At 64.3% G+C, this 13,706-nt stretch carries 19 protein-coding genes and 1 tRNA gene; 6 read left to right on the top strand and 14 right to left on the bottom strand.

The window, feature by feature from the left end; translation table 11 throughout:
* Positions 1 to 44: 44 nt before the first annotated feature.
* The gene (ncsA, locus tag J2754_RS03610) at positions 45 to 1,016 is read left to right on the top strand and encodes a tRNA 2-thiolation protein NcsA (protein WP_188877732.1); all 972 of its coding nucleotides are present in this window, start codon (positions 45 to 47) and stop codon (positions 1,014 to 1,016) included.
* Between the two features lie 90 nt (positions 1,017 to 1,106).
* On the opposite strand, the gene ftsZ is transcribed toward ncsA, so the two are convergent.
* The 3 genes from ftsZ to J2754_RS03625 all read right to left on the bottom strand — a co-directional run bounded on the left by ftsZ (position 1,107) and on the right by J2754_RS03625 (position 3,167).
* The gene (ftsZ, locus tag J2754_RS03615) at positions 1,107 to 2,276 is read right to left on the bottom strand and encodes a cell division protein FtsZ (RefSeq protein ID WP_188877734.1); all 1,170 of its coding nucleotides are present in this window, start codon (positions 2,274 to 2,276) and stop codon (positions 1,107 to 1,109) included.
* 3 nt (positions 2,277 to 2,279) lie between these two features.
* Entirely contained in the window at positions 2,280 to 2,453 is a 174-nt protein-coding gene (locus J2754_RS03620) for a ribbon-helix-helix domain-containing protein (RefSeq protein ID WP_188877735.1), read from the bottom strand.
* 168 nt (positions 2,454 to 2,621) lie between these two features.
* Complete coding sequence (locus J2754_RS03625; RefSeq protein ID WP_188877736.1) at positions 2,622 to 3,167, bottom strand: double zinc ribbon domain-containing protein; 546 nt, start codon at positions 3,165 to 3,167, stop codon at positions 2,622 to 2,624.
* A gap of 103 nt (positions 3,168 to 3,270) precedes the next feature.
* Here J2754_RS03625 and J2754_RS03630 point away from each other — a divergent pair.
* The 5 genes from J2754_RS03630 (at position 3,271) to J2754_RS03650 (ending at position 6,043) form a co-directional block, all read left to right on the top strand.
* A tRNA-Tyr gene (locus J2754_RS03630) sits at positions 3,271 to 3,344 on the top strand.
* Between the two features lie 233 nt (positions 3,345 to 3,577).
* The gene (locus tag J2754_RS03635) at positions 3,578 to 3,739 is read left to right on the top strand and encodes a hypothetical protein (RefSeq protein WP_211086700.1); all 162 of its coding nucleotides are present in this window, start codon (positions 3,578 to 3,580) and stop codon (positions 3,737 to 3,739) included.
* Positions 3,736 to 4,008, top strand: coding sequence for a hypothetical protein (locus tag J2754_RS03640; RefSeq protein ID WP_211086701.1), 273 nt, complete (start codon positions 3,736 to 3,738; stop codon positions 4,006 to 4,008). Before J2754_RS03635 ends, J2754_RS03640 begins: the two co-directional genes overlap by 4 nt.
* The gene (locus tag J2754_RS03645) at positions 4,005 to 4,277 is read left to right on the top strand and encodes a hypothetical protein (protein WP_211086702.1); all 273 of its coding nucleotides are present in this window, start codon (positions 4,005 to 4,007) and stop codon (positions 4,275 to 4,277) included. Before J2754_RS03640 ends, J2754_RS03645 begins: the two co-directional genes overlap by 4 nt.
* On the top strand, positions 4,274 to 6,043 hold the full coding sequence (locus J2754_RS03650) for a helix-turn-helix transcriptional regulator (protein ID WP_211086703.1): 1,770 nt from the start codon (positions 4,274 to 4,276) through the stop codon (positions 6,041 to 6,043). Before J2754_RS03645 ends, J2754_RS03650 begins: the two co-directional genes overlap by 4 nt.
* Before the next feature lie 440 nt (positions 6,044 to 6,483).
* On the opposite strand, the gene J2754_RS03655 is transcribed toward J2754_RS03650, so the two are convergent.
* The 11 genes from J2754_RS03655 to J2754_RS03705 all read right to left on the bottom strand — a co-directional run bounded on the left by J2754_RS03655 (position 6,484) and on the right by J2754_RS03705 (position 13,603).
* Positions 6,484 to 6,882 carry a PD-(D/E)XK family putative nuclease gene (locus tag J2754_RS03655; RefSeq protein ID WP_211086704.1) on the bottom strand — a complete coding sequence of 133 codons (399 nt, stop codon included), beginning with the start codon at positions 6,880 to 6,882 and terminating at the stop codon, positions 6,484 to 6,486.
* 181 nt (positions 6,883 to 7,063) lie between these two features.
* On the bottom strand, positions 7,064 to 8,269 hold the full coding sequence (locus J2754_RS03660; protein WP_245332867.1) for a hypothetical protein: 1,206 nt from the start codon (positions 8,267 to 8,269) through the stop codon (positions 7,064 to 7,066).
* Positions 8,262 to 9,059, bottom strand: a complete 798-nt coding sequence (locus tag J2754_RS03665) for a hypothetical protein (RefSeq protein WP_211086705.1) — start codon at positions 9,057 to 9,059, stop codon at positions 8,262 to 8,264. The genes J2754_RS03660 and J2754_RS03665 overlap by 8 nt, the downstream gene beginning before the upstream one ends.
* 2 nt (positions 9,060 to 9,061) lie before the next feature.
* On the bottom strand, positions 9,062 to 9,607 hold the full coding sequence (locus J2754_RS03670; protein ID WP_211086706.1) for a DUF8063 family protein: 546 nt from the start codon (positions 9,605 to 9,607) through the stop codon (positions 9,062 to 9,064).
* A gap of 49 nt (positions 9,608 to 9,656) precedes the next feature.
* A complete protein-coding gene (locus tag J2754_RS03675) occupies positions 9,657 to 9,899 on the bottom strand; it encodes a hypothetical protein (RefSeq protein ID WP_211086707.1) in 243 nt (80 codons plus the stop codon).
* A gap of 4 nt (positions 9,900 to 9,903) precedes the next feature.
* A complete protein-coding gene (locus J2754_RS03680) occupies positions 9,904 to 11,601 on the bottom strand; it encodes an Env/VP5 family phage fusion protein (protein WP_211086708.1) in 1,698 nt (565 codons plus the stop codon).
* Positions 11,598 to 11,735 (bottom strand): hypothetical protein, encoded by a 138-nt coding sequence (locus J2754_RS03685; RefSeq protein WP_211086709.1) that lies wholly within the window; start codon positions 11,733 to 11,735, stop codon positions 11,598 to 11,600. The genes J2754_RS03680 and J2754_RS03685 overlap by 4 nt, the downstream gene beginning before the upstream one ends.
* Before the next feature lie 3 nt (positions 11,736 to 11,738).
* Positions 11,739 to 12,143 carry a DUF8023 family protein gene (locus J2754_RS03690; RefSeq protein WP_211086710.1) on the bottom strand — a complete coding sequence of 135 codons (405 nt, stop codon included), beginning with the start codon at positions 12,141 to 12,143 and terminating at the stop codon, positions 11,739 to 11,741.
* A 106-nt stretch (positions 12,144 to 12,249) separates the two neighbouring features.
* On the bottom strand, positions 12,250 to 12,738 hold the full coding sequence (locus tag J2754_RS03695; RefSeq protein ID WP_211086711.1) for a type IV pilin domain-containing protein: 489 nt from the start codon (positions 12,736 to 12,738) through the stop codon (positions 12,250 to 12,252).
* Between the two features lie 5 nt (positions 12,739 to 12,743).
* Positions 12,744 to 13,226 carry a type IV pilin domain-containing protein gene (locus J2754_RS03700; protein ID WP_211086712.1) on the bottom strand — a complete coding sequence of 161 codons (483 nt, stop codon included), beginning with the start codon at positions 13,224 to 13,226 and terminating at the stop codon, positions 12,744 to 12,746.
* Positions 13,227 to 13,228: 2 nt separating this feature from the next.
* Positions 13,229 to 13,603, bottom strand: coding sequence for a type IV pilin domain-containing protein (locus J2754_RS03705; RefSeq protein WP_342590103.1), 375 nt, complete (start codon positions 13,601 to 13,603; stop codon positions 13,229 to 13,231).
* Positions 13,604 to 13,706: the final 103 nt, after the last annotated feature.

A 13,706-nucleotide genomic window follows, 5' to 3' on the forward strand; every position in this document is an offset into this window, starting at 1 on the left:
CGTCTCCGCAACGGTCAAACGCGCGCGTCGACAACGGGGACGCGATGGAGTGCACGAAGTGCGACCGCGAGGCGGTCATGCACGCGGCGTACTCGGGGAATCACCTGTGCGAACGTCACTTCCGCGAGTCCGTCGAGCGCCGCGTCCGCCGCCGCGTCCGCGAGGACGACCTCCTGTCGAGCTCGGCGACGCCCGCGGACCCCCAGACGTGGCTGATCGGCCTCTCCGGCGGGAAGGACTCGGTCGTGCTCACGCAGATCCTCCACGAGACGTTCGCCGACGACCCCCGCGTCGAGCTCGTCGCGCTCACCGTCCACGAGGGGATCGCCGGCTACCGGGACAAGAGCGTCGACGCCTGCGAGGCGCTCACCGACGAACTCGACATCGACCACGAGATCGTCTCGTACGCTGAGGAGTTCGACGTCGAGATGGACGACGTCGTCGACTCCGACCCGGAGAACATGGCCGCCTGCGCCTACTGCGGCGTCTTCCGACGCGATCTCCTCTCCACGTACGCGCAGGGGTACGAGGCGGACAAACTCCTCACCGGCCACAACCTCGACGACGAGGCCGAGACCGCGCTGATGAACGTCCTCGAAGGGAACGTCGAGCAGATGGCGAAGCACTTCGACGCCTCGCTGGGCCCCTTCGACGAGCGCAACGCCCAGGGCGGGATGACGCCGCGCGCGAAGCCGCTGCGCGACGTCCCCGAGAAGGAGGTCGCCCTCTACGCCCAACTGCGCGACCTCCCCGTCCACATGGCCGAGTGCCCGCATTCGAGCGAGGCGTTCCGGGGCGAGATCCAGGACCTCCTCCTCTCCCTGGAGGAGGCCCACCCGGGCACCCGACACAGCATCATGGCCGGCTACGAGGAGCTGGCCGCGATGGCCGCCGACCGCTACCGGAGCGCGGGGAGCGAATCCGACCTCGACGAGTGCGCGTCGTGCGGCGCGCCGACGACGCGCGAGATCTGTCGCAAGTGTTACCTCGTCGAGGCCGTCCACGCCGCGGACTGACGTGACGGTCGCGCGTCCGACGTGTAAGACGCGCGTGCGCCGCTGGCCGTCGACGAGCGCACGCAAAAAGGGACGTGTGGTGAAACGGCGTCAGCGGATGACGTCGAGGCCGTTGTTCTGTTCGAGCTCGCTCTGCCCGCCGTCGCTGTGCGCGCCCTCCCACTCGGACCCGCCGCTGTCGTCGGCCTCGAAGCCCTGCAGTTCCGCGCGGGACTTATCGGCCTGCTTCTGCGTGGACGGACCGAGCACCTGCGCGGACTGGACGCCGGTCATGATCGCCATGACGCGGACCTTGCCCTTGTAGTTGTCCTGGATACGCGCGCCCCAGATGACGTTCGCGGAGTTATCGAGGCGCTCGGTGATGTTGTCCGCGATGCCCTCGGCCTCTTTGAGCGTGAGGTCCGGTCCACCGGTGATGTGGACGAGCCCGCCCGACGCGCCGCGGTAGTCGACGTCGAGGAGCGGGTGGCTCATCGCGTCCTTCACGACCTCGTCGGTCTTGTTCTTGTCCTGCGTCTCGCCGACGAGCATCACCGCGACGCCGCCCTGGTTCATGATCGCGGTCATGTCGGCGTAGTCGAGGTTGATGAGCGAGGGTTGGGTGATCGTCTCCGAGATCCCTTTGACGGTCTCCGCGATGATCTGGTCCATCACGGAGAACGCCTTGCCGATCGGGAGGTTCGGGACGTAGTCGAGGAGTCGGTTGTTGTCGAGGACGATGATGGAGTCCGCCTCGTCGCGGAGCTTCTCCAGTCCTTCCTCGGCTTTCACCGTGCGGGCGCGCTCGACGTTGAACGGCGTCGAGACCATCCCGACGACGATGGCGCCCTGTTCTTTGGCGATCTTGGAGACGACGGGCGCCGCGCCGGTGCCCGTCCCGCCGCCCATGCCCGCGGTGACGAAGACGAGGTCGGCGTCGCCGAGGACCTCCTTGATCGTGCCCTGGGCCATCTCGGTGGCGCGCTCGCCCATCGAGGGGTCCCCACCCGCACCGAGGCCGTTCGTCAGGGATTTCCCGACGAGGATCTTCGTGTCGGCCTCGATCATCTGCAGGTGCTGTTTGTCGGTGTTGATGGCGACGGTGTCCGCGCCCTCGACCCCGATGTTGTACAGCCGATTGACCGTGTTGTTCCCGGCGCCGCCACAGCCGATGATGACGATTCGGGGATCCCCGAACTCGCTGTCATCGCTGTCGACGTCGCTCAGGTCCCGCTGTTCTGCCTCGGCGTTTTCGAGGGCGTCGTTGACGATATCTTGCATCTCTTACACCTTCGCCCAGCTGCGCTTTTCGTTCGACTTCGAGTCGGTCTGTTCATCTAGCATCTCGCGGACCGCCGAGCGGATGGCCTCCGAGCGATTCGGGTACTTCCCGAGCTCGACCATCTCCTCGACCTCCTCGATCTGCTGCTTCGGAATCCGGAGTGTCACACGCTCCATTGTTGATCTTCCCCTGCAAGACGGACGGTCCTTCGGTGTCTTACACAGCATCCCGAACCGGGCGCACCGACGCGGACCCGGCCGATCTACCGTAAGACCTCCGTCTTACGTACGCACAACGACAACGGACCTGCATAAATAGTTAATGGCTGTGTAAACGATTGTGTCTTACCGATCGAGGACGTCGCCCGCCATCGTCCGACGCCCGCAGTCCGGGCAGAACGCCCAATCCGAGCGGAGGTCCGCGCCGCACTCGCACGCCGGCCGTCCGGCCGCCCGCTCCCCGCAGTTCGGGCAGAACGAGTGCGCCGCCGCCAGCTCCTCGCCGCACTGTGGACACGTTCGCGCGTCCGACTCCGCCGCGCCCGCCGCGTCCGACACGGACTTCGAGCCGTCGTCGGTCCTGCGCACGCCCCCGCGTGCGCGTTCGCTCGCCGTCGCGGGCGCGTCCGACATCTCGCCGACGTTCACGTTCACGGTCACGTCGCCGTCGTCCCCCTTGCGGTGACGCGCGACCCGCTCGTCCACCCGTTCGTCGATCCGCGCGTCGAGCAGCGCGTCGAGACTTCCCGACCCCGCGTCCGACGTCGCCTCGCCCGGGTCGTCGTCAAGGTACGCCCGGAGCGCGCGGCGCATCACCTCGCTCTTCGACGCATCGAGCGCCTCGACGCGCTCGACGAGGTCCGCGTCGGCCCGGAACGTGATCTTCGACATGCGATATCGGGTCGTACGACGCCCGCCCATTTGAAACTACACCCTGACACCGGTGGCGAATGAGAAGTCTTAAATTCGTACCGCGGCCTACGTTTCGATGCGCCCGCCCTTAGCTCAGACTGGTAGAGCAGCCGACTGTAGATCGGCTTGCCCCCCGTTCAAATCGGGGAGGGCGGATCCTCCTTCCCGTCGATTCCACGCAGAAGTGGAAACGCAGTAAACGGACGGGAAAGCCCCTTCTCCCGACCGATTTCTGTTTCACGCGGGAAGCTCGAAAAGGTGAGTTGAACGGGCTCCCCGTTGCGGGGCGACGCCATCCCCCGATTTTCGTAGCTGACGAGGGGAGCAGTCGGGGCGAGTTCGTCCGCGCGTCACAACTCGGCCCGCAGGCACAGCGAGAAGGCTACTGGATGTCGCTCGCGGAGCGCGCACCGAAGGGCGACGCGTGCGAGGTGTGCGGCGCGGACGGCGACGAGCACGACGTTCGGCGTGTCTACCTACCCGACCGAACGGACGCCGAACGCGTGCCGCTGTGCGCCTCATGTCGCGGCCTGTGGGGTGACGCGCTGTGAGCGTCACCGTCTCGGTGTCCGAACACGCTCGCGAGAAGTTCCTGAAGCGGGCGGAACGCATCGATCTTACACCACGGATCGAAGACGCGTGGCAGCAGGGCTACGACATCTCGGACGGCCCATGGCTCCGCGGTGAGCGAGCCCGGTACGACCCGACGACCCGCGTCGTGATGCCCGTCCGCGACGGCGTGATCCGCACCGCGATCTACGCCCCGAGCGCGAAACCCGCAGTGCAGGCCGCCGTCCGAAACGCAGGGTGGTCACCGTGACCGCCGCCCGCCTCGAAACCCGGACGGACGGCTACGAGCGCTGGCGTGCATGGGATCCCGTCGAGAAACGCGAGCGCTACGTCTACGTCCACCAGCTCCTCGCCATCGCCACCGGCGCGGACCCCGCACGCATCTTCTCCGACGGCGCATACCACGTTCACCACAAGAGCGGCATCAAGTACGACAATCGACCCACGAACCTCTCTGTCGAGAAGTCCGACGACCACGCCCGCACCACCTTCGGCCACGAAACGGAGGGATCCGCGTGACGGTCGTCGAGACGGTCCGCCCGCAACCACACGAGTTCGACGCGACGTGGCACTTCGGCGCGACCCACCGCGACGACTACGGCCTCGGCCTCCACTACGCCTTAGAGTCCGTCTACCGCGACCACGACTGGCGCAACGACGGCAAGCCTACCGAGACGATCACCTTCGACGGCGACCAGTGGACGCTCGCCTTCGACTACCACGTCGGGAAGCTCGACCCCGACAGCGCACCCCCCGACTTCGACCTCGAACAGGTGCGCGAGTTCCACCTCTACTTCGTTGCGAAAGACGACACGTATGACGGCGAACGCGCCGATCAAAGCCAACGCGTCCGAGGCGGAACGATCACCGTCCGACCACGTTGGCCGGGCTTAGAGTCTCTCCCGGGTGTCGAGGACACCAGCGTTCCCGACCTCGGCGGCCCCTACGTCTCCGTCCGTACTCAGGCCAGCAACATCGCCCCCGAGAAGTATCTCGACCTCGCCCGACTGGTGTTCTCCGCCTTCGACGTCGACCAGCGCTACCTACAGGACCCCCATCCGATCAGCCACATCAACGACCTCGCACTCTACGTGCGTCCACGACGCTCGAAGAGCGGCCCGCTCTACGCCGCCAACGGCCCGATCGCCCGGTGCCACCAAGTCCTCGTCTCCGACCGGAGCGGATACCGAAAGCATACCGAGGATCACCGTGAGCGCCCCGGTGATATGGTGCTCGCTGAAGTTACCGACGAGCGAGCGGGGGACATGTTCCGCGGCCACCGGGTTGGCTTCCGGGCGAAGCACTACTACATGAACGACCCCGACGCCTACGACCCCGGTGAGTTCGGCTGGCATCCCAAATTCGAGGTGTCGTACCGCACGAGCCTCACCGATCGGACGGTCCGATGGGATCACCCCGACGAGTACGACCTTGATGACCTCTACCGCGAACTCGATGAAACGCTCTTCAACATGATCGAGTGGGCGGGCCTGTCGATCCGGGCCGGCGACCACTGGATGAGTGATGCGTATTTCAACGCCGACAAGAGCGTCTCACGGTCGCTTCGTCTCCGCGAGGACCCGCTTCCCGAGGTGAAAGACGACCAGACGGCCGCCGTCACCCGCCTCTGGGGCGAGATGCAAGAGAGCGACCGCGCGATCGTCGACCACCTCTTAGCCGACGGCGGCGAGGTCTCACCCACCGAAGCCGCCGAAGAGACCGGCTACTCGTACCGGACGGTCCGGCGCGTCGTCGACCGACTTGAGGCGTTGATCGACCACACGTACGGGAGTCTCGAACTCACCTCGAAGCACGTCCAGCAGGAACTCCTACAGCGCGTGCAGGCCGCCGAAGCGAACTTTCGGAAGACCGTGGAGTCCGCGACGATGGAAGTCGCGGACGCCGCCAGCGGACGCGCCAGCGGCCCGTGGAAGCGCTGGCGACGCCAGTACAACGCCAGCGTCCGCCCCGGCGAGTACGACCACGAGACGATCGTGGAGATACAGTACCAGCCCATGGACGCGAACGAAGAACGCGAGATGCTCCGAAAACTGAAGCTCGCGTGGGAAGAGACCCACGACGACCCACTCCGCCACCTCACCGTGACGTACCGCCTCGGAGACGGCACCCCGAAAGAGGTGAACGACGTCGCGCTCGCCGTCGACAAGCTCGCGCCCCGCGCCCGGCGCGTCGAGGAAGCGCGGAACGCAGACAGCCAACGCGACGCCGACGACGTCGACTGGGACGAGTGGTCCCGGATGTTCGCACAGGGACGCGTCGGCTGACCGCCCGACGACTGAGTGGCAACACTATCCTGCGGTCCGTTTTCCGGCTATTTTCGCGCCTTTTCGAGGGGGAGCGACCGCGATCGTCGTCGCTGAACTCCTGGTGCCGGCGCGCAAGCGCGCCGACCCCCAGCGGGAAAGCGGCCGGCCGCTGGCCGCTTTCCCGTTAGCCGTGTGCCTAAGGGCAAAATCCTATAATACACCGCCTACCTCTCGCGCCAGCCGGCGCGAGAGGTCCGCAACCAGCCCCGCCCCGCGGGGCGCGCGAAAATTTTTCGAGCCCCATCCTGTCCGCTGTTCCTACCAGACGGTGGATAGTTAGGGCCGATATGAGTGTCAGAAAACCGAGTTCGCCGCTATCTGTCTTAAACGACCGTCGCGTGCGACCGTCGATGTGGTCCCACGCTCCTCGGTAAAGTGATCGAGACGGCTACGTAGGACTACTCGAAAACGTCGCCGAGCGCGATCTTCGTGTGGTCGTGATCGTCACCGCCAGCGGACGCACCGTACCACGCCGAGACAGGCAGTTGATCGGCGGGAAGCGCTCGGTACCGGAGAATGCGGATGCCGCGGCCCACGCGACGGTAGACGGCGAAGCCATACCGGCCGTCGTGCTCGACGAGCTGGGCGTGGGCGTGCTCGCGGACGCGGAAGCGACCGGGGCGGCCGCTCGCCGTTTCGACGACCGCCGCCTTCAACTCCCATGGCGTCCCGTCGCGAGCGACGGCGTCGCGCCAGTAGGTGTGAACGCCGTCGCGTGTGAGGTGCCACTTCTCGGCCATCTGTTTCTCGGCGAGCGTCCCATATCGATTCGCGCGCTTCGATTTTTTCGAGCCCATCGCTATTCTGTTGCCTCAAAAGCCACGCGCTCGCGTCGCGCGCGTCTTATATATAAGCCGGGCCGGCCATCGTCGCGCCGGGGTCGTGGCTCGCGTCGCTCGCTAGAGCGACGAGAGACGGGCGAGGACCCCATAGTAAAGGGGGGTTGGTTCCGCTTGCACACTTTCGAACCCCACGCCATCACGGGATTACAGCCTCCACATCTGCAACCCAGTCGACCCGCTCACCACCGTCGTCATACTCTTCAAGCCATGATTTGACGGTAGTGCGGCTGTACGGTACGAATTCCTGAGTTTCGTAAGGACTCATTCCCTGCTCGCGGCAGGCGACCATCGTCCACATCGCAGTCTTCTTCACGTCGATTTCCGCGATGCCCTCGGCCTCTTCGTCGTCGCCGGACGGCCGCGTCCACGACCATTCAGACGCTTCCTCGGTCTCCATCCGCCAGTCGGTCGGTGGGATTCCCTCAATCGTCCCCTGTTTCCCGCGTAGCTGGCCGTTAGAGACGCGGTCTGCGATGACGGCGGTCTTCTGTGATGTTTTCTTCACGATGGTGCCGACGCGCCAGAGCATCGGATGCAGGGAACTCTCGTCGTGACCGATGTAGATGAGACAGCCGCCGTACTTCCTGATTTTGAAGACAAGCGGGCCCATTTTCTGCCGGACTTGATGGCCCTCCTTGCCGGTGCCGCTGGCGGCACTGGAGAACTCGTCGCCGATGAAGAGCTTCGGCGTCTGGTCGGTTTCGAGTGGGTTGCCTTCGTGTTTCACCCAGTCCATGAGCGTCGGATAGTTCGGGATCCATCCGTCGTGTTCGCGTTCGCTCGGCGGGAGTTCGTTCCCATCGTCGTCCTCGACGGGCCACGGCGTTTTCTCCTGAAGCGTTCGGATGTTGCTGGCGACCATCGTTCCGGGATGGTGATGCACCCAGCGCTGGCCGAGGAGGCCGGCGAAGTCACTCTTTCCAGCCCCCATTTCGCCGATAACGCAGATGACGGGCGCGGGACCGGTGACGAGGTCGTCAATCTTCCCGATCGCCTTGATCCCGGAGACGTCGGCGCGTTGATCCTGCTGGCCGGTGAGGTGCTTGAGTGTCTGCATGTCGCCATCGGCGAGGGCTTCGCGGTGGCGTTCAGCGGCGGAGACGGCACTGATACGCTCCACTTCATCGAGGTCTTCGGCGCGCCCGGGGAGGTCGCCCGGCCGATCGCTGGCCGTCGGGTCGTAACTATTGCTGAGGACGCCGAGGAAGCGATTGACGAGTGGGTCCTGTACGATGCCCGCGTTCGGATGGGCGAGCGGATCACGGATGCCGTACGCATCGAGGTGTTCGCGCTGTTGGGCGGGCGTGTAGAGGTCCTGCGGGCCGGTATCGTTGTCACTCATCGGTTGTGGTGTCAGTCGTGTCGTCGGTGTCGGTTGGGTCGTGCTGTGCGACGTCGTCGATGTAGTCGTCGATGTCGGGGAGGTCATCGAGGTCGGCGAGCTCTTCGACGTCATCGACGGCGGACGCCCACGCGTTCTTGGTGGCGTCACCATCGAGCATCTGACCGCGCTCGCGCGCCTCAGCGCTCGCGTGCACGGTGGCTTCCTGGATATCCGCGCCCATTTTGTTAGTGCGATCGCGGGCGCGAGCAAGCTGGCGTTGCTTGTCAATCAGGCCGTTATAGATGTCCTCAACGTAGTTCTTCCACGTGAACATCCGATCATCGTTCACCGCGGGAAGCGGCGTGCCCTCGACATAGAGGGTTTCGACGTCCTCCTGCCAGTCGAACTCGCGCACCTGCCACGCACTCCCGCCGTTCAGCGGTGTGGGTGCCCACTCCCCGATTGTCTTCTCCGACCAGATTTCGGGTGGGACGTAATACTTCTCTTGGGCCTTCCCCGCGTTCGTCGCGTGGTTCTCGGCGTTACAGAGATAGACGACAACTTGATTGCGACGCCGAAGCCACCGCGCGAGGCCGAACGCACTCGGCACGAGGATCGGCGTGAGGACGGCGAAGCCACCAAGAAGCGACCAGCCCCACGCCGGGACGTCCCACCCGCCCGCGGTGAACAACCAGATCGTGCCGGCGAGCCCGAGTAGGCCGGCGAGGAAGATGAGCCCGCCGAGAATCGGGCTTTCGACGCCGAGGAACGTGAGCCGATCCCGCCAGCCATCGAAGGTCGGACGCATCGTTAGGCCACCTCCGGCGCGTCCGTCCCGCGGTTCATCACCCACCAGCCGACGGCGAAGAAGACGAGCACCGCCCCGCCAGCCCCACCGAGCCACCCGACGAGCGAACCACCCGTAAGCCACGGCCCCGTGTTATCGTTCGAGTAGAGCGTCGGACACGACCCCGACGCGATGCACGCGCCGGTCGTCACCGACACCGACGCCTGCCCGTCGATCCGATCCGCGGGGAGGGAGACGGTTCGAGTTTCGCCGCGTTGGAGGGTGAGTTGCCGATACGCGGCGTGGGCGACCCGGCCAGTTGACTCCGCAGACGCCGAGAGCGTCGCGCTCTTGTACTGAGAGGCTTGGAGCGTGACGTTCAGCCGGCCATCCTGGTAGGTCCATCCGGTGACGGAGAGAACACCATCGACAGCGACGGGATGGCCGCCGGTCGCCACGGCTGGCCCGCTGGCCGCCGTCGTCGCCGTTGTGTTGTTCGCGGCCGCCGCCCCACCCACGCCGATAGCGAGGGTGGAGAGGGCGAGCGCGACGAGTAGGAGGCGCTTCATAGGAGCCGCCGGGGGAGTCGAACCCCCACAGTACCGACCACGGAACGGCTTAGAGCGGATTGAGTCGGGCCGCGATCGCATCGAGGATCCCGTCGATGACCCCCCGGATCGTGTGCGCGATCGTGTCGATCACGCCGCGGAGCGTCTGGATGAGCGCATCCAGCAGGATCGCGTGCATATCCCACCACCCAGTCACGTCGCCGAGCGCGGTCGCCACCGCAACGAGCCCGGCAAACGCGAGGAGGTAGGGGAGGATCGGCCGCAGCACGACCTTCCAAGCGAAGTACAGCATCGCGCTAGTTGCTCCGGTTTTTCAGGTAGATGACGAGCCCGAGCGCCAGCACGCCCAGTCCGGCGACGATCACCGGCGAGGAACCCCCGCCACCGCCGGCACCACCAGAGCCGCCACCGCCGCCGGCGGCCTGTCTGGCCTCGACGTCTTCGATGAGCTGCTGGGTTTCGTTCAGCTGCTCGACGAGCTTGGTGACGTTGGTGGTCTGGTACTGTGAGCGGGTCGCGTTCACCGACTCCATGGACTCGCCGTTCTGTGAGGAGATCGACGCGAGTCGAAAGGTCCCGGAGTCCAGGGGAACCGTCTCGCCGGTGGTAGTGGCGAGGATCGCGGACCCGTTCAGCGGGGGCGCGGTCGCGTTATACGAGGTGCCGGCCGTCCACGATCCGTTAGGCACGTCGGGAGCGAGGAGGAGGCCGTGATACTGTCGATTCTGGTAGTTAACTGTCATCGTCCCCGTGCCGTTCAGGTTCGGAGTAGCGAGGCCCATCATGGAGAGAGCGGCCACGGAGTCGTAGAGCGAGCCGGACTCGCTGGCCTGCGTGCCGAGTTGGAACATCCGGGTTTCGCGCGAAACGACCTCGGAGGCGTTGATTCGGCCACTCTCGACGGCGGGGTAGGTGTTGTTCGCGTACGTCGAGAACTCGGTTTTCAGCTCCGCGGAGAGATCCTCGTACTGTTGCCAGCGATTCTGATACTCGGACATATCGAGGACCGTTGCCGCGTCGAGACTCGTGTTCGGTGGAGATGTCGCAACGATGCGCTCAAATGGCTGCTTCGACCACGCCCAATCCTTATCGGGACGGCTGCCTCCAATCGCAATCGTCCGATCAGCGGTTGATACGCCGTCGCCAGTATTGTAAGACGACTCCCCGTACCAGGCAGGCGTCTCAATCGTACTCGAATTGACGAGCATGGAGTTGACGGTCGTCGTCTTGGACCACGAGCTGTGACCCTCCGAAGTGAATCCATCAACCGGAGCGTAGGGCTTGAAATCAAAGATTTCAGAGACTCCAGACTCGTTCGATGCCCGATCATGGAGGGATTTGAGGGCGTGATATTGGATTCTCAGACTCTTCACAAGCGATATTTGACGTTTCGAGTAATGGTCCCGAATCGCATCTTGGCCCCGCTGGACCGCGACAGACTGCACGGAGCCATTTTCGAGCGCCTGGTAGTACGCTATTTCGGCCTTGGACCACGCGACGTTCCGCGAATTGTTCGCGTAGTTCGCCGTTGAGGCGAGGAGTTGCTTGCTGCTGGCCTGCTGGGCGGCCGCAGCGTTGTAGATTTGGAGAGCGGTCTGATTGTCCTCAGCGTTTTTCACCTGCTGCACCTCCGTGGTGGTACTACCGACGACGCAATCGTCTGCGACGCCGAAGAAGTGGAGGATCGAGGCGAACGAACACGTCCCGGAGCCGGTGACCGCCGCCGCGTTATCCACCGGCGACGGTCCCGCACCCGAGAGAGCGATCGACGCGACGAGTACGACGGCCAGGAGAGGCGCGCCGATCCGCCGAGCACGACGGCCCGGCGACGGCAAGAAGCCCCCAAGATGCGCACGAGCGAGCAACATCATGACCCCGAGCAGCGCGACGGCCGCGGTCGCACCCGCAGGGAGCCCGCCCTGTACGTGGGTGCCGAGTGCGGCCACGGGGAGCGCGACGCCACCATAGCTGAGCGCGCGACCGGCGAGTGTCACGACCCACCACCCCGGTAGTGGTCGGCGAGCGAAACGACCGCGAAGAGCGCGACGGCGGCGACGACGAGCGCGGGGAGCACCCCCTCAATGCTCGAACCGTGACCGGCCGCCGTGCACGCGACGAGTGCCTGCATCGGTTAGCCCTCCCAACTGAGGAGCGGCCCAAACCCAGCCTGTACGAGCGCGACGACGAGCGTGAGCGAGCCGTAATCCGCAAGGACGTTCTGCACCGCCGGCACGATCGCGTACACCGGGATAATCCCGAGGGCAAGGACGATCGCGGCGACATGGTACGTCTCCATGTCGTCGATATCCCAGTCGCCCGCCCAGAAGTTCGCCACCACGATCCACCCGACGCCGATCAGCGCCAGTACCGTCGCATACGACACCTGCGCCCCCGAACCGGACCAGATGATCGTCGTGAAGTCGAAGCCACCGAAGAGTTTCAGCTGTACCGTCCATGCGTCGAGACTCATCGGGCCGAAAACGCCCACCAGCGCCATCCCGACGAGATCGATGAGGTCGAGGTTATTACGCGACATTGCGCCTCGATAGAGGCGCAACACGTGCTAGAATCGGTCTAACTCGTAACAGATTTCGACCGCGCGCCGCCGAGAAAACGAAGAAGGTCAGTCCGCGAAGACTCAGTTACTGCGGCGTCGTCGACTTACTGATAATCGACGACGAACCACCCGAGGACTGCCAGACGACCTGCACATCAATTCCTCCGCCGGGAGCAGTCTTGTTGCCTTCGATCGTGATACTGTCACCAGCTTGGATTTGGCTGCTGTTCCAGTCCGTACTATTAACGCTATACGTCGAGTTACTGCTAAATTCACCCTCACCGTCAGTCGCGTTGACCGAATCCGACCCGACCGAGACGGTGATCGTACTACTGTCGATAGAGTCACCACCCTGATCTGTGATCGTAATAGTGTTCACCGAATTGTCGTCGCTGAAGTTATCGTACTCATAGCCGAACGTCGCGCTCGGCGCGTTGTTACCGACGTTACTACCGAGACCGAGGACGAACGTCCCGATGACGGCGGCGAGGATCACGGTAATCGCCACCATCAGGATCACACCGATGACAGGCGAGACACCACGATCGTCGCTAAGGAGTTGTTTCAGGTCCATTGTGGTTAGTTGTTGGGGGTCGTTGAGGAGCTGATGATCGAGGAGGAGCCACCGGAGGACTGCCAGACGACCTGCACGTCCTCATTGGCGGGAATCCCACTGCCGTCAGTACTGATGTTCACACGATCGCCAGCCGTAATCTGGCTAGTGTTCCAGTCGTTGGTAGCGAATGTGTAACCACTTCCGGCGTTATCCGTGGAGGTGTTGATGCGGTCCGAGCCGATGTTGACGTGGATGGTGTCATGTTCGATCGCGTCACCACCTTGGTGCGTGATAGCGACCGCAGCATTGTTGTTGGAATCATTGAACGTTCCGCTGTAGTCGTAGTCGAAGGTCGCACTTGGCGCGTTGTTGCCGACGTTACTGCCGAGACCGAGGACGAACGTCCCGATAACGGCGGCGAGGATCACGGTGATAGCCACCATGAGGATCACGCCGATGACCGGCGAAACGCCACGATCGTCGCTAAGGAGTTGTTTTAGATCCATCGTTAGCCCTGGTACTCCCAGTCGCCGATGATTGAGGACGAGCCACCGGAGGACTGCCAGATGACTTGTGCCGACTCAGCACCGCCGTTACCGGTGAAGTTCAGCGTTGCGCTGTCGCCAGCGGTCCAGCGGTCGTCATCGAGGCCGCTATACGTGATCTCGTCAGGGTCTGGAGTTCCCGTGACGTTGATGGTCGAGTTATCGAGTGCGTCGCCGCCTTGGTGCGTGACAGTCAGATTCTCCGTCCCAGAGTCGTAGTCCCAGTTGAAGGTCGCACTCGGCGCGTTGTTGCCGACGTTACTGCCGAGACCGAGGACGAACGTCCCGATAACGGCGGCGAGAATCACGGTAATGGCGACCATGAGGATCACGCCGATGACGGGCGCATCCGTCTTTAGTTAAGCCTCACACCTCGGTTGTGTAGCGGTAGCGAGCGTCTCTTGTAAGATTGGTCGTCGCTTGTGGATCTTTTGAGCGTCT

This window comes from Halarchaeum nitratireducens, assembly GCF_017874695.1.
Lineage (GTDB): Archaea > Halobacteriota > Halobacteria > Halobacteriales > Halobacteriaceae > Halarchaeum > Halarchaeum nitratireducens.